This window comes from Tessaracoccus flavescens (assembly GCF_001998865.1).
GTDB classification, from domain to species: Bacteria; Actinomycetota; Actinomycetes; order Propionibacteriales; family Propionibacteriaceae; genus Arachnia; species Arachnia flavescens.
On sequence record NZ_CP019607.1, the window covers coordinates 2948586 to 2964354 of the forward strand.

The following is a 15769-nucleotide window of genomic DNA, read 5'->3' on the forward strand; positions in this document are numbered from 1 at the left end:
CGCGTGGGCCGCGGCTGCCCGCGTTGAGTATCCTTGTGACGATCACGCAATCTGCGAAGGGTAAAGCCAAAGTGTTCGACACGCTGCAGGACCGGCTCTCGACGGTTTTCAAGGGGCTGCGCTCCAAGGGACGCCTCTCCGAGGCCGACATCGACGCCACGATGCGCGAGATCCGCATCGCGCTGCTCGAGGCCGACGTCAACCTGGCCGTCGTCAAGGAGTTCGTCGCCGCCGTCAAGACGCGCGCGCTCGACGCCGAACTGTCGAAGGCGCTCAACCCATCGCAGCAGATCATCAAGATCGTCAACGAGGAGCTCATCTCCATCCTCGGTGGTGAGGACCGCACCATCCGCTTCGCGAAGCGGCCACCGACGGTGATCATGCTTGCCGGTCTCCAGGGCGCAGGAAAGACGACGCTCGCGGGCAAGCTCGCCAAGTGGCTCAAGGACTCCAAGCACGCGCCGCTGCTCGTCGCGGCCGACCTGCAGCGCCCCAACGCGGTCAACCAGCTCCAGATCGTCGGCGAGCGCGCCGGCGTGCACGTCTTCGCGCCCGAGCCTGGCAACGGCATCGGCGACCCGGTCGACGTGGCGCGCCGCGCCATCGAGCACGCCGAGGCGAAGCTCTACGACGTGGTCATCGTCGACACCGCAGGCCGGCTCGGCGTCGACCAGGAACTCATGCAGCAGGCCGCCGACATCAAGGCGGCGGTCGGCCCCGATGAGACGCTGTTCGTCGTAGACGCCATGATCGGCCAGGACGCCGTCAACACCGCGAAGGCATTCGACGAGGGCGTCGGGGTCGATGGTGTCGTGCTGACCAAGCTCGACGGCGACGCCCGCGGTGGCGCGGCGCTGTCGATCGCCCGTGTGCTCGGCAAGCCGATCATGTTCGCCTCCAACGGCGAGGGCCTCTCCGACTTCGACATGTTCCATCCCGACCGGATGGCCTCGCGCATCCTCGGCATGGGCGACATGCTCACCCTGATCGAGCAGGCCGAGAAGACCTTCGACGCGGAGCAGTCCCGCGCCGCGGCCGAGAAGCTGATGGGGAAGAACCAGTTCGGCCTGCAGGACTTCCTCTCGCAGATGCAGCAGTTGCGCCAGATGGGCCCCATGTCGAAGATCCTCGGCATGCTGCCGGGAGCAGGCCAGTTCAAGCAGGCGATCAACGAGATCGACGAGCGCGAGATCGACCGGATCGAGGCCATCATCTACTCGATGACCCCGGCCGAGCGCGACGACGTGGCCATCCTGAACGGCTCGCGCCGCGCCAGGATCGCCAAGGGCGCAGGCGTCCAGGTCTCCGAGGTCAACAAGCTCGTCAACCGCTTCGTCGACGCGCGCAAGATGATGGAGTCGATGGCGGGCGGCGGCTTCCCGGGCATGCCCGGCATGGGAGGCATGGGCGGAGGCCGGCGCGCCGGAAGCAAGAAGCAGCAGGGCAAGAAGGGGCGAAAGGGCGCAGCCCGCCCCGCGAACCGTCCCCAGGTTCCGCAGCAGCCCCAGGCCCCGCAGATCCCACAGTCGATGGACGACTTCCAGCTCCCGCCCGAGCTGGCGAAGATGTTCGATCAGAACAAGCCGAAGTTCTAGGAGTCGAGATGGGTGGACCCTGGCATCTTCCCGACGCGCGGATCCTCCCGGACGGTGACGTCCGGGACCTGTGGATCGCCGACGGCATCGTGGTCGACGGCCCGGTTGCCGGGGCACAGAGGCTCGCCTCGGGCGCCTGGGTGCTGCCGGGACTGGTCGACGCGCACTGCCACATCGGGCTCGGACCCGATGGCGCGGTCAGTGCGGAGATGGCACGCGCGCAGGCGCTGACCGACCTTGGCGCAGGCGTGATGCTGATCCGCGACGCGGGCTCACCGTCCGACACGCGCTGGATCCATGACGAGGCCACCCTTCCGCGCCTCGTCCGCGCGGGCAGGCACGTGGCGAGGCCGAAGCGCTACCTGCGTGGCCTTGGCGCCGAGGTCGAGCCCGAGCAGCTCGTCGAGCAGGTCCGTCACGAGGCACGCTCCGGCGACGGCTGGGTCAAGCTCGTGGGTGACTGGATCGACCGCTCGGTCGGCGACCTCGCGCCGTTGTGGCCGGCGGAGGCCGCGTCGGCCGCGATCGAGGCGGCCCACGAGGAGGGCGCTCGAGTGACGGCGCACTGCTTCGGTGAACAGTCGGTCGCCGAACTCGTGGCGGCGGGCATCGACTGCATCGAGCACGGCACAGGCCTGACTGACGAGGTGATCGCCCAGATGGTCTCCCGCGGAACCGCGCTCGTGCCGACGATGATCAACCTCGCCCGCTTCCCGATGTACGCGGCCCCTGCAAAGGACAAGTACCCCACCTACTTCGCCCACATGACCGATCTCTACGCCCGCCGCAAGGAAACCATCGGCAAGGCCATCGACGCCGGCGTCGCGGTCTACACGGGCACGGACGCAGGCACCGTCGTCCCGCACGGCGGCATCGGCGAGGAGATCGAGGAACTCGCGGCCATCGCCGGAGCGGAGTACGCGCTCGGCGCGGCCAGCTGGCGCGCCCGGCCGTGGCTCGGCGCCCCGAACGTCGAGGTGGGAGAGAGTGCCGACCTGATCGTGCTCCCAGCCGACCCGCGCGAGGAACTCGGCGTCATCTTCGAGCCGACGGCGAAGCTGCTGCGCGGCGCGCTTGTGGTCGCCTGAGCAGCGAGACGACAGAGCCCTCGACCACCGTTAGAATCCGCCAAGTGGCCGGCGGCCCTGTGCTTGACGGAATCCAGGGGAACATCACGATGTTGTTGAACGGGAAGATGCGCTGCTCCCGGAACCCGCCTCCCGTCGGCGAACCAGTTGAAGCTCTGCGCCGGAGCCCCCTTGAGTTCGGCGAGCTTTGCGTCGAGGAACTTCTGCCAACGGGGCAGGTAGAAGCTCTTCACTAGGCCCTGGATCTCCCGACCCGCGTAGTCGCCGAGGGCCGCGTTGTAGCCGGCCGGGGTGCCCCAGATGGTCAGGATCGTGCGCTGCGACTTCTCGAACGCGGCCTTCTCGGCGGCTGTAGTTCCCGCCGACTCGGCCTCGTCGAGCAGGCGGCCGAGCAGCGAGATGGACTCCGTGCCCGCGAGGTCGTCGATCAGGGGAGCGGGTTTCTCATCAGATCCTGCGTTGGTATCTGTCGTTCCAAGGCAGCAAAGCACCTTGAGCCGAAGCTGAAAACGCTCCCAGCCGATTCGCTCATAGTCGTTGTCCGGGCCCCGCGAGGCATTGGCGGCGTCACGACCAACTTTCGGGCACACATCTCATCCGCAGGGATGAGTCGAACCACCCGATCCCAGACCTTCGGGGCAGGCGTCAGAGGGTTGTGGAAACCTAGGCTCGAAGTACGACAGGAGGAGATCAGAGATGACTCACGGAACCCCCGAAGTTCCAGAACCAGCAAAGACAGACACCGACTTCCCACCCCCGCAGACCGCCGAGCGGTCGCCGGATCCGCAGCCGTCCCCGGCCCGGCCGGCGACGGCCGTCGAACCGCGACCCCGCGAGGGAGGGTTCAAACGCGGCTTCGGCCTCGGCGCCGGCCTCGCGCTCGGCCTCGGGGCGGTGAGCGTCGTCGCGTCGATCGTGACGGGGGTGATGCTGCTGATCAGCGCGCTGGTGTTCTCGATGGGCTCTGAGGACGCAACCAGCACCACGACGGAGACCATCTGGGGCTCCGGGGAGCAGCGGTTGCGCGCCATCCGCCTCGAGGGCGCCATCATGGCCGACAGCAGCGACGGCGGCCTGCTCAGCGCGGGCACCTATGGCTACGAGATCGCCGAACAACTCGACGAATTGAAGAAGGAGGATGCCGGCGGCGTCGTCCTGCTCGTCAACACCCCGGGTGGGAGCATCAGCGGATCGAAGGCCATCTCGGACGCGGTTCAGCGGTACCAGGAGCGCACCGGCCAGAAGGTCCTCGTGCACGTGAGCAGCATGTCGGCCTCAGGCGGCGTCTACTCGACGGCGACCGCGGACGAGATCCTCGCCGACTACGGAACCCTCGTCGGATCCATCGGGGTCGTGATGGGCCCATTCACCCACTACAACGGCGTCACCGCGACCGGGAGCACGCTCCTCGAGGCCGGAGTGACGACCACGGGAGGGGTGACGAGCGAGTACATCACAGCAGGAAAGGGCAAGGACTTCGGTAACCCGTTCCGCGAGATGACCGACGAGGAGCGCAAGCATTACCAGGCGGTCATCGACGCTGAGTACGAGGCGTTCGTCGACCACGTCTCCCAGAACCGTGACATCCCCCGCGAGACGATCATCAACGAGTTCGGGGCGTTCATCTTCGACGCGCAGGCCGCGAAGGCCAACGGTCTGGTCGACGAGGTGATGGGCCGCGACGAGTTCTTCCGCCACGCGGCAGAGGCCGCCGGCCTGGATCCGGAGCAGACCCGCGTCGAGGCATCCGTCGCAGACAGCGGGTTCCTCGGCTCGCTGATCGGGATGGAGCTCAAGCGCCCGCTGGGGTTCGCCCCCGCCGTCGAGCAGGGCGCCGGCGTCACCCCGTCGCTCAGCAGCGCCATCTGCTCGGGCACCCAGCCGCTGGTCTACGCGGGCGACTTCAGGGGCGTGTGCGCCTGACATTCGTGCAAGGGGTCGGGTCCTCCGGGGCCCGGCCATTCGCCATGTTCGGCTCAGCCCCAGCCGAGTTCGTGGAGAGCCTCCTCCTCGATGCCGTGGTAGTGGCCGAGCTCGTGCACGAGCGTGATCCAGATCTCGTCGTAGAGTTCGTCCTCGTCCTCACACATCCGGGTGAGCGGCCCCTGGAACAGGACCACCCGGTCGGGGAGTTGGCCGTAGCCGTACCCGTCGCGCTCGGTCAGCGCCGTCCCCTCGTAGACACCGAGGGTGTCGGAGCCGTCCTCGGGTTCGTCCTCGATCACGAAGATGAGGTTGTCAAGGCCTTCGAGGAGTTGCTCGGGCAGCGCCTCGAGGGCTTCCTCGACAAGGGCCTCGAAGGCGTCGGCTGTCACGTCCACGCCACAACCCTAACCGGCGGAGGAAGTGGAGTTTTTGGGCGGGGAGGGGCCCTTCTGGCACAATGGCACCTGCACCTTCTTCGTCTGTGCCCTCTCACGCGGGCGAAGGGGATCCTAGGTTTGCGCCGAGCGTGCCCCACACGCGAGGTCGCGTCCATCCAACTCGTCTGCCGGGCAGACACCTTGAAACAGGAGTACCCACCCAAGTGGCAACCAAGATCCGCCTGAAGCGTCTCGGCAAGATTCGCTCGCCCCACTACCGCATCATCGTCATCGACTCGCGCGCCAAGCGCGACGGTCAGGCCATCGAGGAGATCGGCCTGTACCACCCGAAGAACGATCCCAGCGTGATCCGCGTCGACTCCGAGCGCGCGCAGTACTGGCTGTCCGTCGGCGCCCAGCCGACCGAGGCCGTCGTCGCCATCCTCAAGCGCTCCGGCGACTGGCAGAAGTTCACCGGCGACAAGACGCCTGCAGGCATCGATCCGCAGCCCGAGCGTCGCGACCGCGAGGCCGCCTTCGCCGCTGCCCTTGCCGAGGACTCGAACGCCACCTCGCCCGCCATCTCCAAGGCCAAGAAGAAGGCCGACGAGGATGCCGCGAAGAAGGCTGCTGAGGCCACCGCCGAAGCTGAGGCTCCGGCTGAAGAGGCCGAGGCTCCTGCCGAAGAGGCCTGACGGTGCTCGCCGACGCCCTTGAGCACCTCGTCGCGGGTATTGTCTCGAACCCCGACGACGTGACCGTCAAGGACAAGGATCTGCGTCGTGGCCGGCTGCTCGAGGTGCGCGTGCACCCCGACGACGTCGGCAAGGTGATCGGTCGCCAGGGCCGCACCGCGCAGGCCCTCCGCACCGTCATCGGCGCCCTCGCGGGCAACGAGAGCGTCCGCGTGGACTTCGTCGACGTGGACCGTCCCCGCCGCCGCTGAAGCGACACTGATCGCCGGTTGAGAGCTTCCCAGCCCTCAACCGGCGATTTTCATTCACGCACGAACTGCAGCACATCCATGAGGAGTCGAGGACATGACCGGACTGATCGAGGTGAGGGTCGGCAAGGTGGGGAGGGCCCACGGCATCAAAGGCGATGTCGCGATCGACCTGCGCACCGATGAGCCCGCGCGCAGGTTCACACCCGGTGCCAGGCTGCGGCTGGGCGACACCGGCCGCTCGGTGGAGATCGGCACGGTCCGCTGGCACAAGGGCCGCGTGGTCGTCTCCTTCGTCGGATACCCGGACCGCAGCGCGGTGGAGGCCCTCACGGGTGAGTGGTTGAGCGTCGACGTCCCCGCAGACGAGCGCCCGAGCGAGCCCGAGGAGTACTTCGATCGCCAGCTCGTCGGGCTGCGGGTCCTCGACCATGCGGGCGACGCGGCAGGAACCGTGGCCGAGGTGCTGCACATGCCCGCACAGGACCTGCTGCGGATCGACGTCGACGGTGAGGACCGGCTCGTCCCGTTCGTCATCGCTCTCGTCCCCGTCGTCGACCTCGAGGCCGGGCACGTGCAGCTCGCCGACGTCGGAGGGCTCTTGGAGGGCGACGAATGAGACTCGACGTCGTCAGCATCTTCCCCGACTACTTCGCCCCGCTCGGGCTGAGCCTCGTCGGAAAGGCCATCGCGGCCGGGACGGTCGACCTCGCCGTCCACGATCTGCGGACCTGGACCCACGACCGGCACCACACCACCGACGACACCCCCTACGGAGGGGGAGCAGGCATGGTGATGAAGCCCGAGCCGTGGGGCGAGGCGCTCGACGCCCTCGAAGCGGCCTCACCGCTGCCGATGACGATCGTCGTGCCGACCCCTGCCGGGCGTCCGTTCACGCAGGCCATGGCCTACGAGTTGGCGGCCCGCGAGCGGCTCGTCTTCGCCTGCGGCAGGTACGAGGGCATCGACCAGCGCGTGATCGACCACTGCCGCGAGCGCTACGACGTCGTGGAGGTCAGCCTCGGCGACTACGTGCTCAACGGCGGAGAGGTGGCCTCGCTCGCCGTCATCGAGGCGGTCGTGCGGCTGCTCCCCGGAGTGATCGGCAACCCCGACTCGCTGCTCGAGGAATCACACTCGACGGGTAATGAGCAGTTGCTGGAATACCCCAACTACACCAAGCCCCCCGTGTGGCGCGACCGCGCGGTCCCCGAGGTGCTGCTCAGCGGCAACCATGCGCTGATCGCCAAGTGGCGCCGCGAAAGGGCCATGGAGCGCACCCGTGAGCGGCGTCCCGACCTCCTCGGAGAAGACTTTTCGTAACGTCTGCGGCGCGAAAATTGCCTAGCAGACTCGCGTTTCGGCTAATCTCCCCCCTCGGCAAAATGGGGGCGACCTCCGGCTAGAGTGTGGCCGTGGCAACAACTCTCACCATTCATCAGCGAGCGGTGCGGTCGACTGTCGTCAAGAAGGTCATCATGGCGGTGTCCGGCTTGATCATGATCGCATTCCTGCTCATGCACATGTACGGCAACCTCAAGATGTTCATGGGTGCCGAGGCATTCGACCATTACGCGCACTGGCTCAAGGGGCAGACCGACGACGGTGGCATCCTGTACCCGATCCTGCCCGCGGGCTGGTTCATCTGGATCTTCCGCTTCGCCCTCGTGCTGGCCGTCATCCTGCACATCTGGTCGGCGTACACGCTTTCGCGTGCGACGCTTGCCAACCGCGGCGACAGGTACGTGAACAAGAAGACGCGCGTGCAGACCTACTCGGCCCGCACCATGCGTTGGGGTGGCGTCATCATCCTGGCGTTCCTGATCTTCCACCTGATCCAGTTCACGATCGTGCCCGGATCCATGGGTGGCACCGCCGACGAGCCGCACACCATGGTGCTCGCAGGCTTCAAGCTCTGGTGGATGGTGGCGATCTACGCCGTCTGCATGGTGCTGGTCTGCATGCACGTCCGGCACGGGTTCTGGAGCGCCTTCGCCACGCTGGGCGCCAACACGTCCGCCAACGCGCGCAAGTGGCTCAACATCCTCGCGATCATCGTGGCGGTCGCACTGTTCGTGGGCTTCATGAGCATGCCCGTGGCCGTCCTGTTTGGAGCAATCTCGTGACCGACACCATCACCACCAACCAGTTCTGGGCCGTCGGCGAGGAGATCGAAGACACCAAGGCACCCAAGGGCGTCGACATCGACAAGGTGTGGAAGACCCGGCAGTTCCAGGCGCGTCTCGTCAACCCCGCCAACCGCCGCAAGCTCAGCGTCATCATCGTCGGCACCGGCCTCGCCGGTGGCGCTGCCGCCGCGACGCTCGGTGAGGCCGGCTACAACGTCCTCAACTTCTGTTACCAGGACAGCCCGCGTCGCGCCCACTCGATCGCCGCCCAGGGCGGCATCAACGCCGCCAAGAACTACAGAAACGACAACGACTCGACGTTCCGGCTGTTCTACGACACCGTCAAGGGCGGTGACTACCGTGCCCGCGAGACGAACGTCTACCGCCTCGCGGAGGTTTCGGCCAAAATCATCGACCACTGCGTCGCGCAGGGTGTCCCCTTCGCGCGCGAGTACGGCGGCCTGCTCGACACCCGTTCCTTCGGTGGCGTGCAGGTGCAGCGCACCTTCTACGCGCGCGGCCAGACGGGTCAGCAGTTGCTGATCGGCGCGTACCAGCAGCTGGAGCGCCAGGTCGCGGCGGGCACCGTCAAGATGTACACCCGCCACGAGATGGTCGAGCTGATCGTCGTCGACGGCAAGGCCCGCGGCATCGTGACCCGCAACATGATCAACGGCAAGGTCGAGACCTGGACGGCTGACGCCGTCGTGCTCGCCACCGGCGGCTACGGCAACGTCTTCTTCCTGTCGACCAACGCCATGGGCTGCAACGTCACCGCGACGTGGCGCGCCCACCGCAAGGGTGCCTACTTCGGCAACCCCTGCTTCACGCAGATCCACCCCACCTGCATCCCGGTGCACGGCGAGACCCAGTCGAAGCTGACCCTGATGTCGGAGTCGCTGCGTAACGACGGTCGCATCTGGGTGCCGAAGAAGGCCGAGGACTGCGGAAAGGATCCGCGCCAGATCCCCGAGGAGGATCGCGACTACTACCTGGAGCGCATCTACCCGGCGTTCGGCAACCTGGTCCCGCATGACATCGCGTCGCGTCAGGCGAAGAAAGTGTGCGACGAGGGCCGCGGTGTCGGCCCGGCCGTCGTGGAGGTCGATGAGGACGGCACCGAGCGCCTCGTGCGTCGTGGCGTCTACCTCGACTTCTCCGACGCGATCAACCGGCTCGGGCAGAAGGCCGTCGAGAACAAGTACGGCAACCTGTTCGACATGTACGCGCAGATCACCGGTGAGAACCCGTACGAGGTGCCGATGCGCATCTACCCTGCGGTCCACTACACGATGGGTGGCCTCTGGGTCGACTACGACCTGCAGTCCTCCATCCCCGGCCTGTACGTGACCGGTGAGGCGAACTTCTCGGATCACGGCGCGAACCGCCTCGGTGCCTCGGCGCTGATGCAGGGCCTCGCGGACGGCTACTTCGTGCTGTCGAACACCATCAACGACTACCTCGCTGATGCGCCGTTCGACAAGCTGCCGGAGGACCACCCGGCCGTCGCGGAGGCCCGCGACTCGGCACAGGCCCGTATCGACAAACTGCTGTCCATCCAGGGCACCCGCTCGGTCGACTCCTACCACAAGGAACTCGGCCACATCATGTGGGAGTACTGCGGCATGGAGCGCACCGAGGAGGGCCTGAAGAAGGCCATCGGTCTGATCCAGAACCTCCGCGAGGACTACTGGAGCAACGTGCGCGTCACCGGCAAGAACGAGGACTTCAACCAGGCCCTCGAGCGCGCAGGCCGCGTCGCCGACTTTATGGAGCTCGGCGAGCTCATGTGCGTCGACGCCCTGCACCGTCGCGAGAGCTGTGGCGGTCACTTCCGCGCCGAGTCGCAGACCCCTGAGGGTGAGGCCCTTCGCCACGACGACGAGTTTCTCTACGTCGCGGCATGGGAATGGAACGGCGAGGGTAACGTGCCGGTCCTGCATCGCGAACCCCTCAACTACAAGGCAATCGAACTCAAGCAACGGAGTTACAAGTGAAGCTCAAGCTACGTATCTGGCGTCAGGCCGGCCCTGAAGCAGCCGGCCGGATGGTCGAGTACGACCTGGACGGCGTGTCGGAGGACATGTCCTTCCTCGAGATGCTTGACCTCCTCAACGAGAACCTCACCGAGCGCAACGAGGAACCGGTCGCGTTCGATCACGACTGCCGCGAGGGCATCTGCGGCATGTGCGGCGTCGTCATCAACGGCATCGCGCACGGTGGTTCGGCCACGACCACCTGCCAGCTGCACATGCGCTCGTTCTCGGACGGCGCGACGATCGACATCGAGCCATGGCGCGCGGGTGCATTCCCGGTGATCAAGGACCTCGCGGTCGACCGCAACGCCTTCGACCGGATCATCGCCGCAGGCGGTTTCATCTCGTCGAACACCGGCTCCGCCCCGGAGGCCCACTCGACCCCCGTGCCCAAGCGCGAGGCAGACAGGGCGTTCGACAACGCCACCTGCATCGGCTGTGGCGCCTGCGTCGCGGCCTGCCCGAACAGCTCCGCCATGCTGTTCACGGCGGCGAAGATCACGCACCTGGCCATGCTCCCGCAGGGCCAGCCGGAGCGCTACCGTCGCGTGAAGTCGATGGTCGCCCAGCACGACGAGGAAGGCTTCGGCAACTGCACCAACATCGGTGAGTGCGCCGCGGTCTGCCCCAAGGGCATCCCGCTCGAGTCCATCGCCCAGCTGAACCGTGACCTGATCGCGTCGCTGTTCAAGGCCGACGGCAAGCAGTAGGACCTGCACCGACGAGGGGCGACGCTTCAGCGTCGCCCCTCTCGTCACGTCTGGGGGAGGGCTCGAGCTTGAGCACTTTTCCGGGTTCGTCCGCCGTCTGAAGCGATGGCAACGCTGCCAGTGGCAACGAGTCCGGGAAAGTGCTCATGGGCACGGCCCGGACCGGAGGGCCACCCTGACGTGGTACCTCACTGTCAAGTCCCCGCGAAATGGTAGGCCTTACCTCAGATATTTTTCCCCGCGAAAACAAGGGTTAGCTGGCCCGGGTTTTGAGGCCGGCGGGGTCGGGTGCCTTCCATGCGATGTGTTGTTCGAGACGGGCTGTCTTTCGGCCTGCGAGTCGGGTGAGCTCCTGTTGGATCTCGGTGATGCGTCGTTGCATTGCGACGGGTTTGAGGGTGGCCTTGTAGGCGGCTAGTTCTGTTTCCTGGGCGGGGTTGAGGACCCCGGCGGCCAGGAGCCTCTGGTAGGGGGAGCGTGGCTTGTCGTAGAGGCGTTTGCGGCGCCCTACGGTGTCGGTGGCCCAGCCTTCGGGTTTCTTCGTGGGGGTGAAGAAGTTGAGCCGGTCGTTGACCAGCGGCCATAGCTGGTTGAGTAACGCGAGTTCGGTGGCGGTGTCGTAGCGGTGGTAGAAGCCGTAGCGGCGCACGAGGTGGTTGTTCTTCGATTCGATGGTGGCTTGATCGTTTTTCTTGTAAGGCCGCGACCGGGTGAAGAACACCTCTCGTTGGCCGGCCCAGCCGATCAGGTCGTGGTTGATGAACTCCGAGCCGTTGTCACAATCGATCCCGGTGACCGCGAACGGGACCTGGGCGATGAAGTGGTCGAACGCGGTCCGGATGTGGAGGTGGGCGTTGTTGCGGATGGAGTAGGTGAAGCTCCAGCCGGTGTGCATGTCGGTGAAGTTCACGCTGCGGGCGAACTCGCCCTTCAGCGTGGGGCCGCAGTGGGCCACGGTGTCGACTTCGAAGAACCCGGGTTCGGCTTCGACCTCGTCACCGGCTTTACGCACGGTGATCGAGTTTCGTAGCAGGCTGCCGGGCTTGGTGGCGGTCTTTCCTCGGATCGGGTCCTTCGCCCGCGCCGGTGCGAGGTACCGGTCGATCGTGGCCGCCGACATCGATTCCAGCTCGGCCCTGACCTCGGCGCTGTAACGGTCCTGGCTAGGCACCAGTTCGCCTTCGGCTTCCATCGCATCGATCAGATCGCTCATGGATGCGGCGAGGTACTGCCCGCAGCTGCCCCCCGAGGCCGCCCATACCCGCTGCAGGATCAGCCTGGCGTCGTAGGAGTACTTACACGCCTTGGTCTTGCGCCGATCGATCACCGCGACCGTCGCGGTGGCCCGTCCCGGGGCCTGTTTCAACCGGGCCACCAACTGCTGGCGGGCATGGTCACGGTTCCAGCTGAGTATTCGAGCCTGACGGGACCACTGGATATTGCCTCTGGGAGCCATCGATATTGACGTTGGGGGCCACCGGTGGCGCTGGTGGGGGCCGGGGGCCGTCCACCAGCGCCGGGCTGGTCACTTCGTGGCGGTGTGTTCTCTCATGTTGTGGGTGCCGGTGTCGATCCAGATGGTGTTGTGGACGATGCGGTCCATGATGGCGTCGGCGTGGACTCCTCCGCCGAGGCGCTGGTGCCAGTCCTTCTTCGCGTATTGGGTGCAGAAGACGGTGGAGGTGGTGTCGTAGCGGCGCTCGAGGAGCTCCAGGAGCATGCTGCGCATGCTTTCGTCGGGTGGGTCGAGGAGCCATTCATCGATCACGAGCAGGGTGAAGGCCGCGTACTTGCGGAGGAACTTCATCTGCCCCTGTGGCTTGTCCTTGGCGAGATGCCAGGCTTCGGCGAGGTCGGGCATTCGGATGTAGTGGGCCCGGATCCGGTGGAGGCAGGCTTGTTTCGCCAGGGCGCAGCCGAGGTAGGATTTCCCGGAGCCGGTGAAGCCTTGGAACACGACGTTGTGGGAGCGTTCGATGAACGAACAGGTCGCCAGCTGCGAGATCACGCCCCTGTCCAGACCGCGTTCCTCGACGAGGTCGATCCTGCGCAGGTCCGCTGTGGGATAGCGCAGCCCAGCGCGGCGGATGAGGCCGTCGACTTTGGAGTGGGTGAAGGCTGAGTGTGCCTCGTCCACGATGATCCGGATCCGTTCCTCGAACCCGAGACCGAGCACCAAGGCCTCGTCCTGGGTCTGGATGGCCTCCAGCAGCGGGGTGGCGCCCATCTCGCGGAGTTTGCGTTTGGTCTCGACGTCCAAGCTGCTCATCGGCTGCTCCGCTCTGCGTAGTAGTCGGCGCCGCGGACGTAGCCACCGGCATCAACGGGCTCTGGGATGGGCTGCTTGTCTTGCCCGGTGTCCAGGATCGGTCTGAGGTGGACGTAGCGAGGCGACCTGACCCCTGCGGCCAGAGCCAGCTGGCAGGCGTCCTCCACCCGGTCGGCGGAGAACCGACGCGACAGCCGCAACACCGCCAACGCCGGGTCCAGGCCCTGCTCATCAATCGCCACGGATTCGAAGATCCGGTCGATGACCGTCTGCGCTGCCGGCCCGACCCTGGCCGCCCATTCCCGGACCCGGGCGGCGTCCCAGGGCTGATACTTCTCACCGGTGGGAAGGTCGGCCTCGGCTGTGCGCCAGCCCCCGGCGGATCCCTCCGGCAGCAGCAGGTGGCTGCTCAACCGCTGAGACCCGGCGAAGACTTCCAAGACCCGGTCAGTGATCCGCAGGTCGACCTTAGATCCAATGTGGAGATAAGGCACCGAGTAGTGGTTCTTCTCCCAGACCACGTGCCCGCTGCGTCCGACGCGGCGCCCATAGGCCCAGCGGCTGATCTCGTAGGCGACCTGGGGCAACGGTCGCAGCAGCGGCTGCTCCTCAATCGTGAACACACTCGCCCGTGAGCCGGGACGCTTCTGGAACGGCTCAGCGTTGTAAGCCTCGACCCGGCCCTCGATCGCGGCGGCCAGTTCGGGCAGCGACGTGAACACCTCGTCCCTGAGGGCAGCGATCACCCAGGTCGCAACATGAGCCACGGTGTTCTCGACCGAGGCCTTGTCCTTGGGTTTCCTCACCCGTCCGGGCAGCACCGCCGCCGAGTAGTGCGCAGCCATCTCCCGATACGAGTCGTTCAACACGACCTCACCCTCCCGGGGATGCTTCACCACCCCGGTCTTCAAGTTGTCCGGCACGATCCTGGGCACCGACCCGCTGAAGGCGGTGAACATGGCCACGTGTGCCCGCAGCCACGTGTCCTGCTTCATGTCCAAGGCGGGATAGACGAACGCGAACCGGCTGAACGGCAAACACGCCACGAACAGATAGACCTTCGAAACCTCCCCGGTGGCCGGGTTCGTCAGTTCCATCGTCGGCCCGGACCAGTCGACCTCGACGCTCTGCCCGGCCTTGTGACCCACCCTCGAAGCCGCACCGGTGACCAGGACGTGGCGCTGGTAGGTCTTGCAGAACCGGTCATAGCCCATCGCCGGCACCCGCTCCGCGGCGCACGAGTCGGCGTATTCGCCGTGGAGCAGTTTCAGCGTGACCCCGACCCTGGCCATCTCCCTGTGGACCTGGTCCCAGTCCGGGGAAGCGAACACCGTCTCATGCTCACCCCGCCCCGGGAACAACAGGCGATAGACCTCGTCGTTGCTGCGCTGGGAGACGTCGTCCCACGACACCCCCGCGGTGTCGGCGGCCTCGAACACCGCCATCACGGACTTGCGCGACATCTGCTGCGACGCGGCAATCGCCCGCCCCGACAAGCCCTCGGCGCGAAGCCGCAACACCAGCTTCGCCCTGATCTTTCGTACCATCGAAGAATCTCCTTCCGCCGCGTGCCCTATACACACGGCGGAAGGAGCCTAGAATCCAGCGGCCCCCAACCACACCACTGCCGGCCCCCAACGAGACGATCACCACCGCCAGCCAGTGGCCCCCAAACACACGATCAACGGCCCCCAGCAGCGCTGATATTCATCCAGCCGGTGATCTCGACCACGTGGTCGAGGATCTGGGACTTGCCCTTCTTCGGGGCCGCGGCATAGGCCTTGGCGTACTTCTTCGTGATCTCGACTCGGGCTGCCATCGACAGCTTCTCTCCAACCTCCACACCCCATCGTGGCCGGTCACTGTTTCCCGGGGAAAAGTATGTGAGGTACGGCCCCTTCGTTCGCGGGGACTATGTATGAGTGTCGTCGCCTGATTTCCCCGGCCCGCGCGGAGATGCAATAATTGTCAGTCGTTGCCCACTCCGGGCGACCCCATCACGCACGGCTCCTGCCACGGGGGGAAAGTCTGTGTGTGTCCGGGCCAGAACAACCCGCGGTGACCTGTGGCACTGACGGAAGGCACATCATGACCAACAAGCTGATCCTGGACATCGACCAGGCGTCGCTGCGCGACGACATCCCCGAGTTCCGCGCCGGCGACAACGTTCGCGTGCACGTGCGCGTCATCGAGGGCAACCGCTCCCGTGTCCAGGTGTTCGCAGGCGTCGTCATCGCCCGCAACGCCGGTGGCATCCAGGAGGCGTTCACCGTCCGCAAGGTGAGCTTCGGCGTCGGCGTCGAGCGCACCTTCCCGCTGCACTCTCCGATCATCGAGAAGATCGAGGTCGAGCGCCGCGGTGACGTCCGTCGCGCCAAGCTGTACTACCTCCGCGGCCTCCGCGGCAAGGCAGCCAGGATCAAGGAGAAGCGCGTCTGATCCGCGTCAGCTTCGCAGAACCGCCGGTCGACTTCGGTCGACCGGCGGTTCTGCATTTCAGCGGCGCTGGGAGCCGCCGCTATATCCTCAAGGCGCAGGATCCCCACCAGAGGGAGCGAGCTGGTGGCTCACAGCGGGCACGACGCTCACGCTCCAGCCGACGCGCCGAGGCCGGGAGCCGGACACCGCGCGCTGCGGTGGCTGATCGAGGCAGCGGTGATCCTTGTCGGGGCGGTCGTGATCGCGACTCTGCTGCG

Annotated in this window: 16 protein-coding genes and 1 pseudogene; 11 read left to right on the top strand and 6 right to left on the bottom strand. The window is 66.4% G+C overall.

What is annotated here, in order from left to right; genetic code table 11:
• The first annotated feature begins 71 nt into the window (after window positions 1–71).
• A complete protein-coding gene (ffh, locus tag BW733_RS14255) occupies window positions 72–1595 on the top strand; it encodes a signal recognition particle protein (protein WP_077351502.1) in 1524 nt (507 codons plus the stop codon).
• Between the two features lie 8 nt (window positions 1596–1603).
• Window positions 1604–2683: an amidohydrolase family protein gene (locus BW733_RS14260; protein ID WP_077351504.1), complete on the top strand. Its 1080-nt coding sequence runs from the start codon at window positions 1604–1606 to the stop codon at window positions 2681–2683.
• Window positions 2684–2910: 227 nt separating this feature from the next.
• On the opposite strand, the pseudogene BW733_RS20160 reads toward BW733_RS14260, so the two are convergent.
• A pseudogene (locus BW733_RS20160) lies at window positions 2911–3273 on the bottom strand (alpha-N-acetylglucosaminidase C-terminal domain-containing protein); the annotation flags it as partial.
• Between the two features lie 106 nt (window positions 3274–3379).
• Between BW733_RS20160 and BW733_RS14270 the strand changes: the two are divergent.
• Window positions 3380–4606, top strand: a complete 1227-nt coding sequence (locus BW733_RS14270) for a S49 family peptidase (protein ID WP_077351508.1) — start codon at window positions 3380–3382, stop codon at window positions 4604–4606.
• Window positions 4607–4659: 53 nt separating this feature from the next.
• Here BW733_RS14270 and BW733_RS14275 read toward each other — a convergent pair whose 3' ends face one another.
• Window positions 4660–5004, bottom strand: coding sequence for a metallopeptidase family protein (locus BW733_RS14275; RefSeq protein ID WP_077351510.1), 345 nt, complete (start codon window positions 5002–5004; stop codon window positions 4660–4662).
• Window positions 5005–5210: 206 nt separating this feature from the next.
• On the opposite strand from BW733_RS14275, the gene rpsP reads away from it, so the two are divergent.
• From rpsP to BW733_RS14310, 7 genes are all read left to right on the top strand, one after another.
• Window positions 5211–5681, top strand: coding sequence for a 30S ribosomal protein S16 (gene rpsP, locus BW733_RS14280; RefSeq protein ID WP_077351512.1), 471 nt, complete (start codon window positions 5211–5213; stop codon window positions 5679–5681).
• Window positions 5682–5683: 2 nt separating this feature from the next.
• Entirely contained in the window at window positions 5684–5932 is a 249-nt protein-coding gene (locus BW733_RS14285) for an RNA-binding protein (protein WP_077351514.1), read from the top strand.
• Window positions 5933–6026: 94 nt separating this feature from the next.
• The gene (gene rimM, locus BW733_RS14290) at window positions 6027–6548 is read left to right on the top strand and encodes a ribosome maturation factor RimM (protein WP_077351516.1); all 522 of its coding nucleotides are present in this window, start codon (window positions 6027–6029) and stop codon (window positions 6546–6548) included.
• On the top strand, window positions 6545–7252 hold the full coding sequence (gene trmD, locus BW733_RS14295) for a tRNA (guanosine(37)-N1)-methyltransferase TrmD (RefSeq protein ID WP_077351518.1): 708 nt from the start codon (window positions 6545–6547) through the stop codon (window positions 7250–7252). Before rimM ends, trmD begins: the two co-directional genes overlap by 4 nt.
• 155 nt (window positions 7253–7407) lie before the next feature.
• Entirely contained in the window at window positions 7408–8055 is a 648-nt protein-coding gene (locus BW733_RS14300; RefSeq protein WP_335755102.1) for a succinate dehydrogenase cytochrome b subunit, read from the top strand.
• Window positions 8052–10055: a fumarate reductase/succinate dehydrogenase flavoprotein subunit gene (locus tag BW733_RS14305; protein WP_077351522.1), complete on the top strand. Its 2004-nt coding sequence runs from the start codon at window positions 8052–8054 to the stop codon at window positions 10053–10055. Before BW733_RS14300 ends, BW733_RS14305 begins: the two co-directional genes overlap by 4 nt.
• Complete coding sequence (locus BW733_RS14310; protein WP_077351524.1) at window positions 10052–10804, top strand: succinate dehydrogenase/fumarate reductase iron-sulfur subunit; 753 nt, start codon at window positions 10052–10054, stop codon at window positions 10802–10804. The genes BW733_RS14305 and BW733_RS14310 overlap by 4 nt, the downstream gene beginning before the upstream one ends.
• Before the next feature lie 253 nt (window positions 10805–11057).
• Here BW733_RS14310 and BW733_RS14315 read toward each other — a convergent pair whose 3' ends face one another.
• The 4 genes from BW733_RS14315 to BW733_RS18340 all read right to left on the bottom strand — a co-directional run bounded on the left by BW733_RS14315 (window position 11058) and on the right by BW733_RS18340 (window position 14892).
• On the bottom strand, window positions 11058–12260 hold the full coding sequence (locus BW733_RS14315; protein ID WP_152024727.1) for an integrase catalytic domain-containing protein: 1203 nt from the start codon (window positions 12258–12260) through the stop codon (window positions 11058–11060).
• 69 nt (window positions 12261–12329) lie between these two features.
• Window positions 12330–13073: an ATP-binding protein gene (locus BW733_RS14320; protein ID WP_077347044.1), complete on the bottom strand. Its 744-nt coding sequence runs from the start codon at window positions 13071–13073 to the stop codon at window positions 12330–12332.
• The gene (gene istA, locus BW733_RS14325) at window positions 13070–14620 is read right to left on the bottom strand and encodes an IS21 family transposase (RefSeq protein WP_077347046.1); all 1551 of its coding nucleotides are present in this window, start codon (window positions 14618–14620) and stop codon (window positions 13070–13072) included. Before istA ends, BW733_RS14320 begins: the two co-directional genes overlap by 4 nt.
• Before the next feature lie 134 nt (window positions 14621–14754).
• On the bottom strand, window positions 14755–14892 hold the full coding sequence (locus tag BW733_RS18340) for a hypothetical protein (RefSeq protein ID WP_161490247.1): 138 nt from the start codon (window positions 14890–14892) through the stop codon (window positions 14755–14757).
• A 269-nt stretch (window positions 14893–15161) separates the two neighbouring features.
• On the opposite strand from BW733_RS18340, the gene rplS reads away from it, so the two are divergent.
• Window positions 15162–15512, top strand: a complete 351-nt coding sequence (rplS, locus tag BW733_RS14335; RefSeq protein WP_077351526.1) for a 50S ribosomal protein L19 — start codon at window positions 15162–15164, stop codon at window positions 15510–15512.
• Window positions 15513–15769 lie beyond the last annotated feature (257 nt).

Excerpts from the sequence above, each read along its gene's own strand:
- BW733_RS14260 (WP_077351504.1), top strand. The coding sequence starts at position 1,604 with ATGGGTGGACCCTGGCATCTTCCCGACGCGCGGATCCTCCCGGACGGT.
- BW733_RS14270 (WP_077351508.1), top strand. The coding sequence starts at position 3,380 with ATGACTCACGGAACCCCCGAAGTTCCAGAACCAGCAAAGACAGACACC.
- rimM (WP_077351516.1), top strand. The coding sequence starts at position 6,027 with ATGACCGGACTGATCGAGGTGAGGGTCGGCAAGGTGGGGAGGGCCCAC.
- trmD (WP_077351518.1), top strand. The coding sequence starts at position 6,545 with ATGAGACTCGACGTCGTCAGCATCTTCCCCGACTACTTCGCCCCGCTC.
- BW733_RS14300 (WP_335755102.1), top strand. The coding sequence starts at position 7,408 with ATGGCGGTGTCCGGCTTGATCATGATCGCATTCCTGCTCATGCACATG.
- BW733_RS14315 (WP_152024727.1), bottom strand. The coding sequence starts at position 12,260 with ATGGCTCCCAGAGGCAATATCCAGTGGTCCCGTCAGGCTCGAATACTC.
- BW733_RS14320 (WP_077347044.1), bottom strand. The coding sequence starts at position 13,073 with ATGAGCAGCTTGGACGTCGAGACCAAACGCAAACTCCGCGAGATGGGC.
- istA (WP_077347046.1), bottom strand. The coding sequence starts at position 14,620 with ATGGTACGAAAGATCAGGGCGAAGCTGGTGTTGCGGCTTCGCGCCGAG.
- BW733_RS18340 (WP_161490247.1), bottom strand. The coding sequence starts at position 14,892 with ATGGCAGCCCGAGTCGAGATCACGAAGAAGTACGCCAAGGCCTATGCC.
- rplS (WP_077351526.1), top strand. The coding sequence starts at position 15,162 with ATGACCAACAAGCTGATCCTGGACATCGACCAGGCGTCGCTGCGCGAC.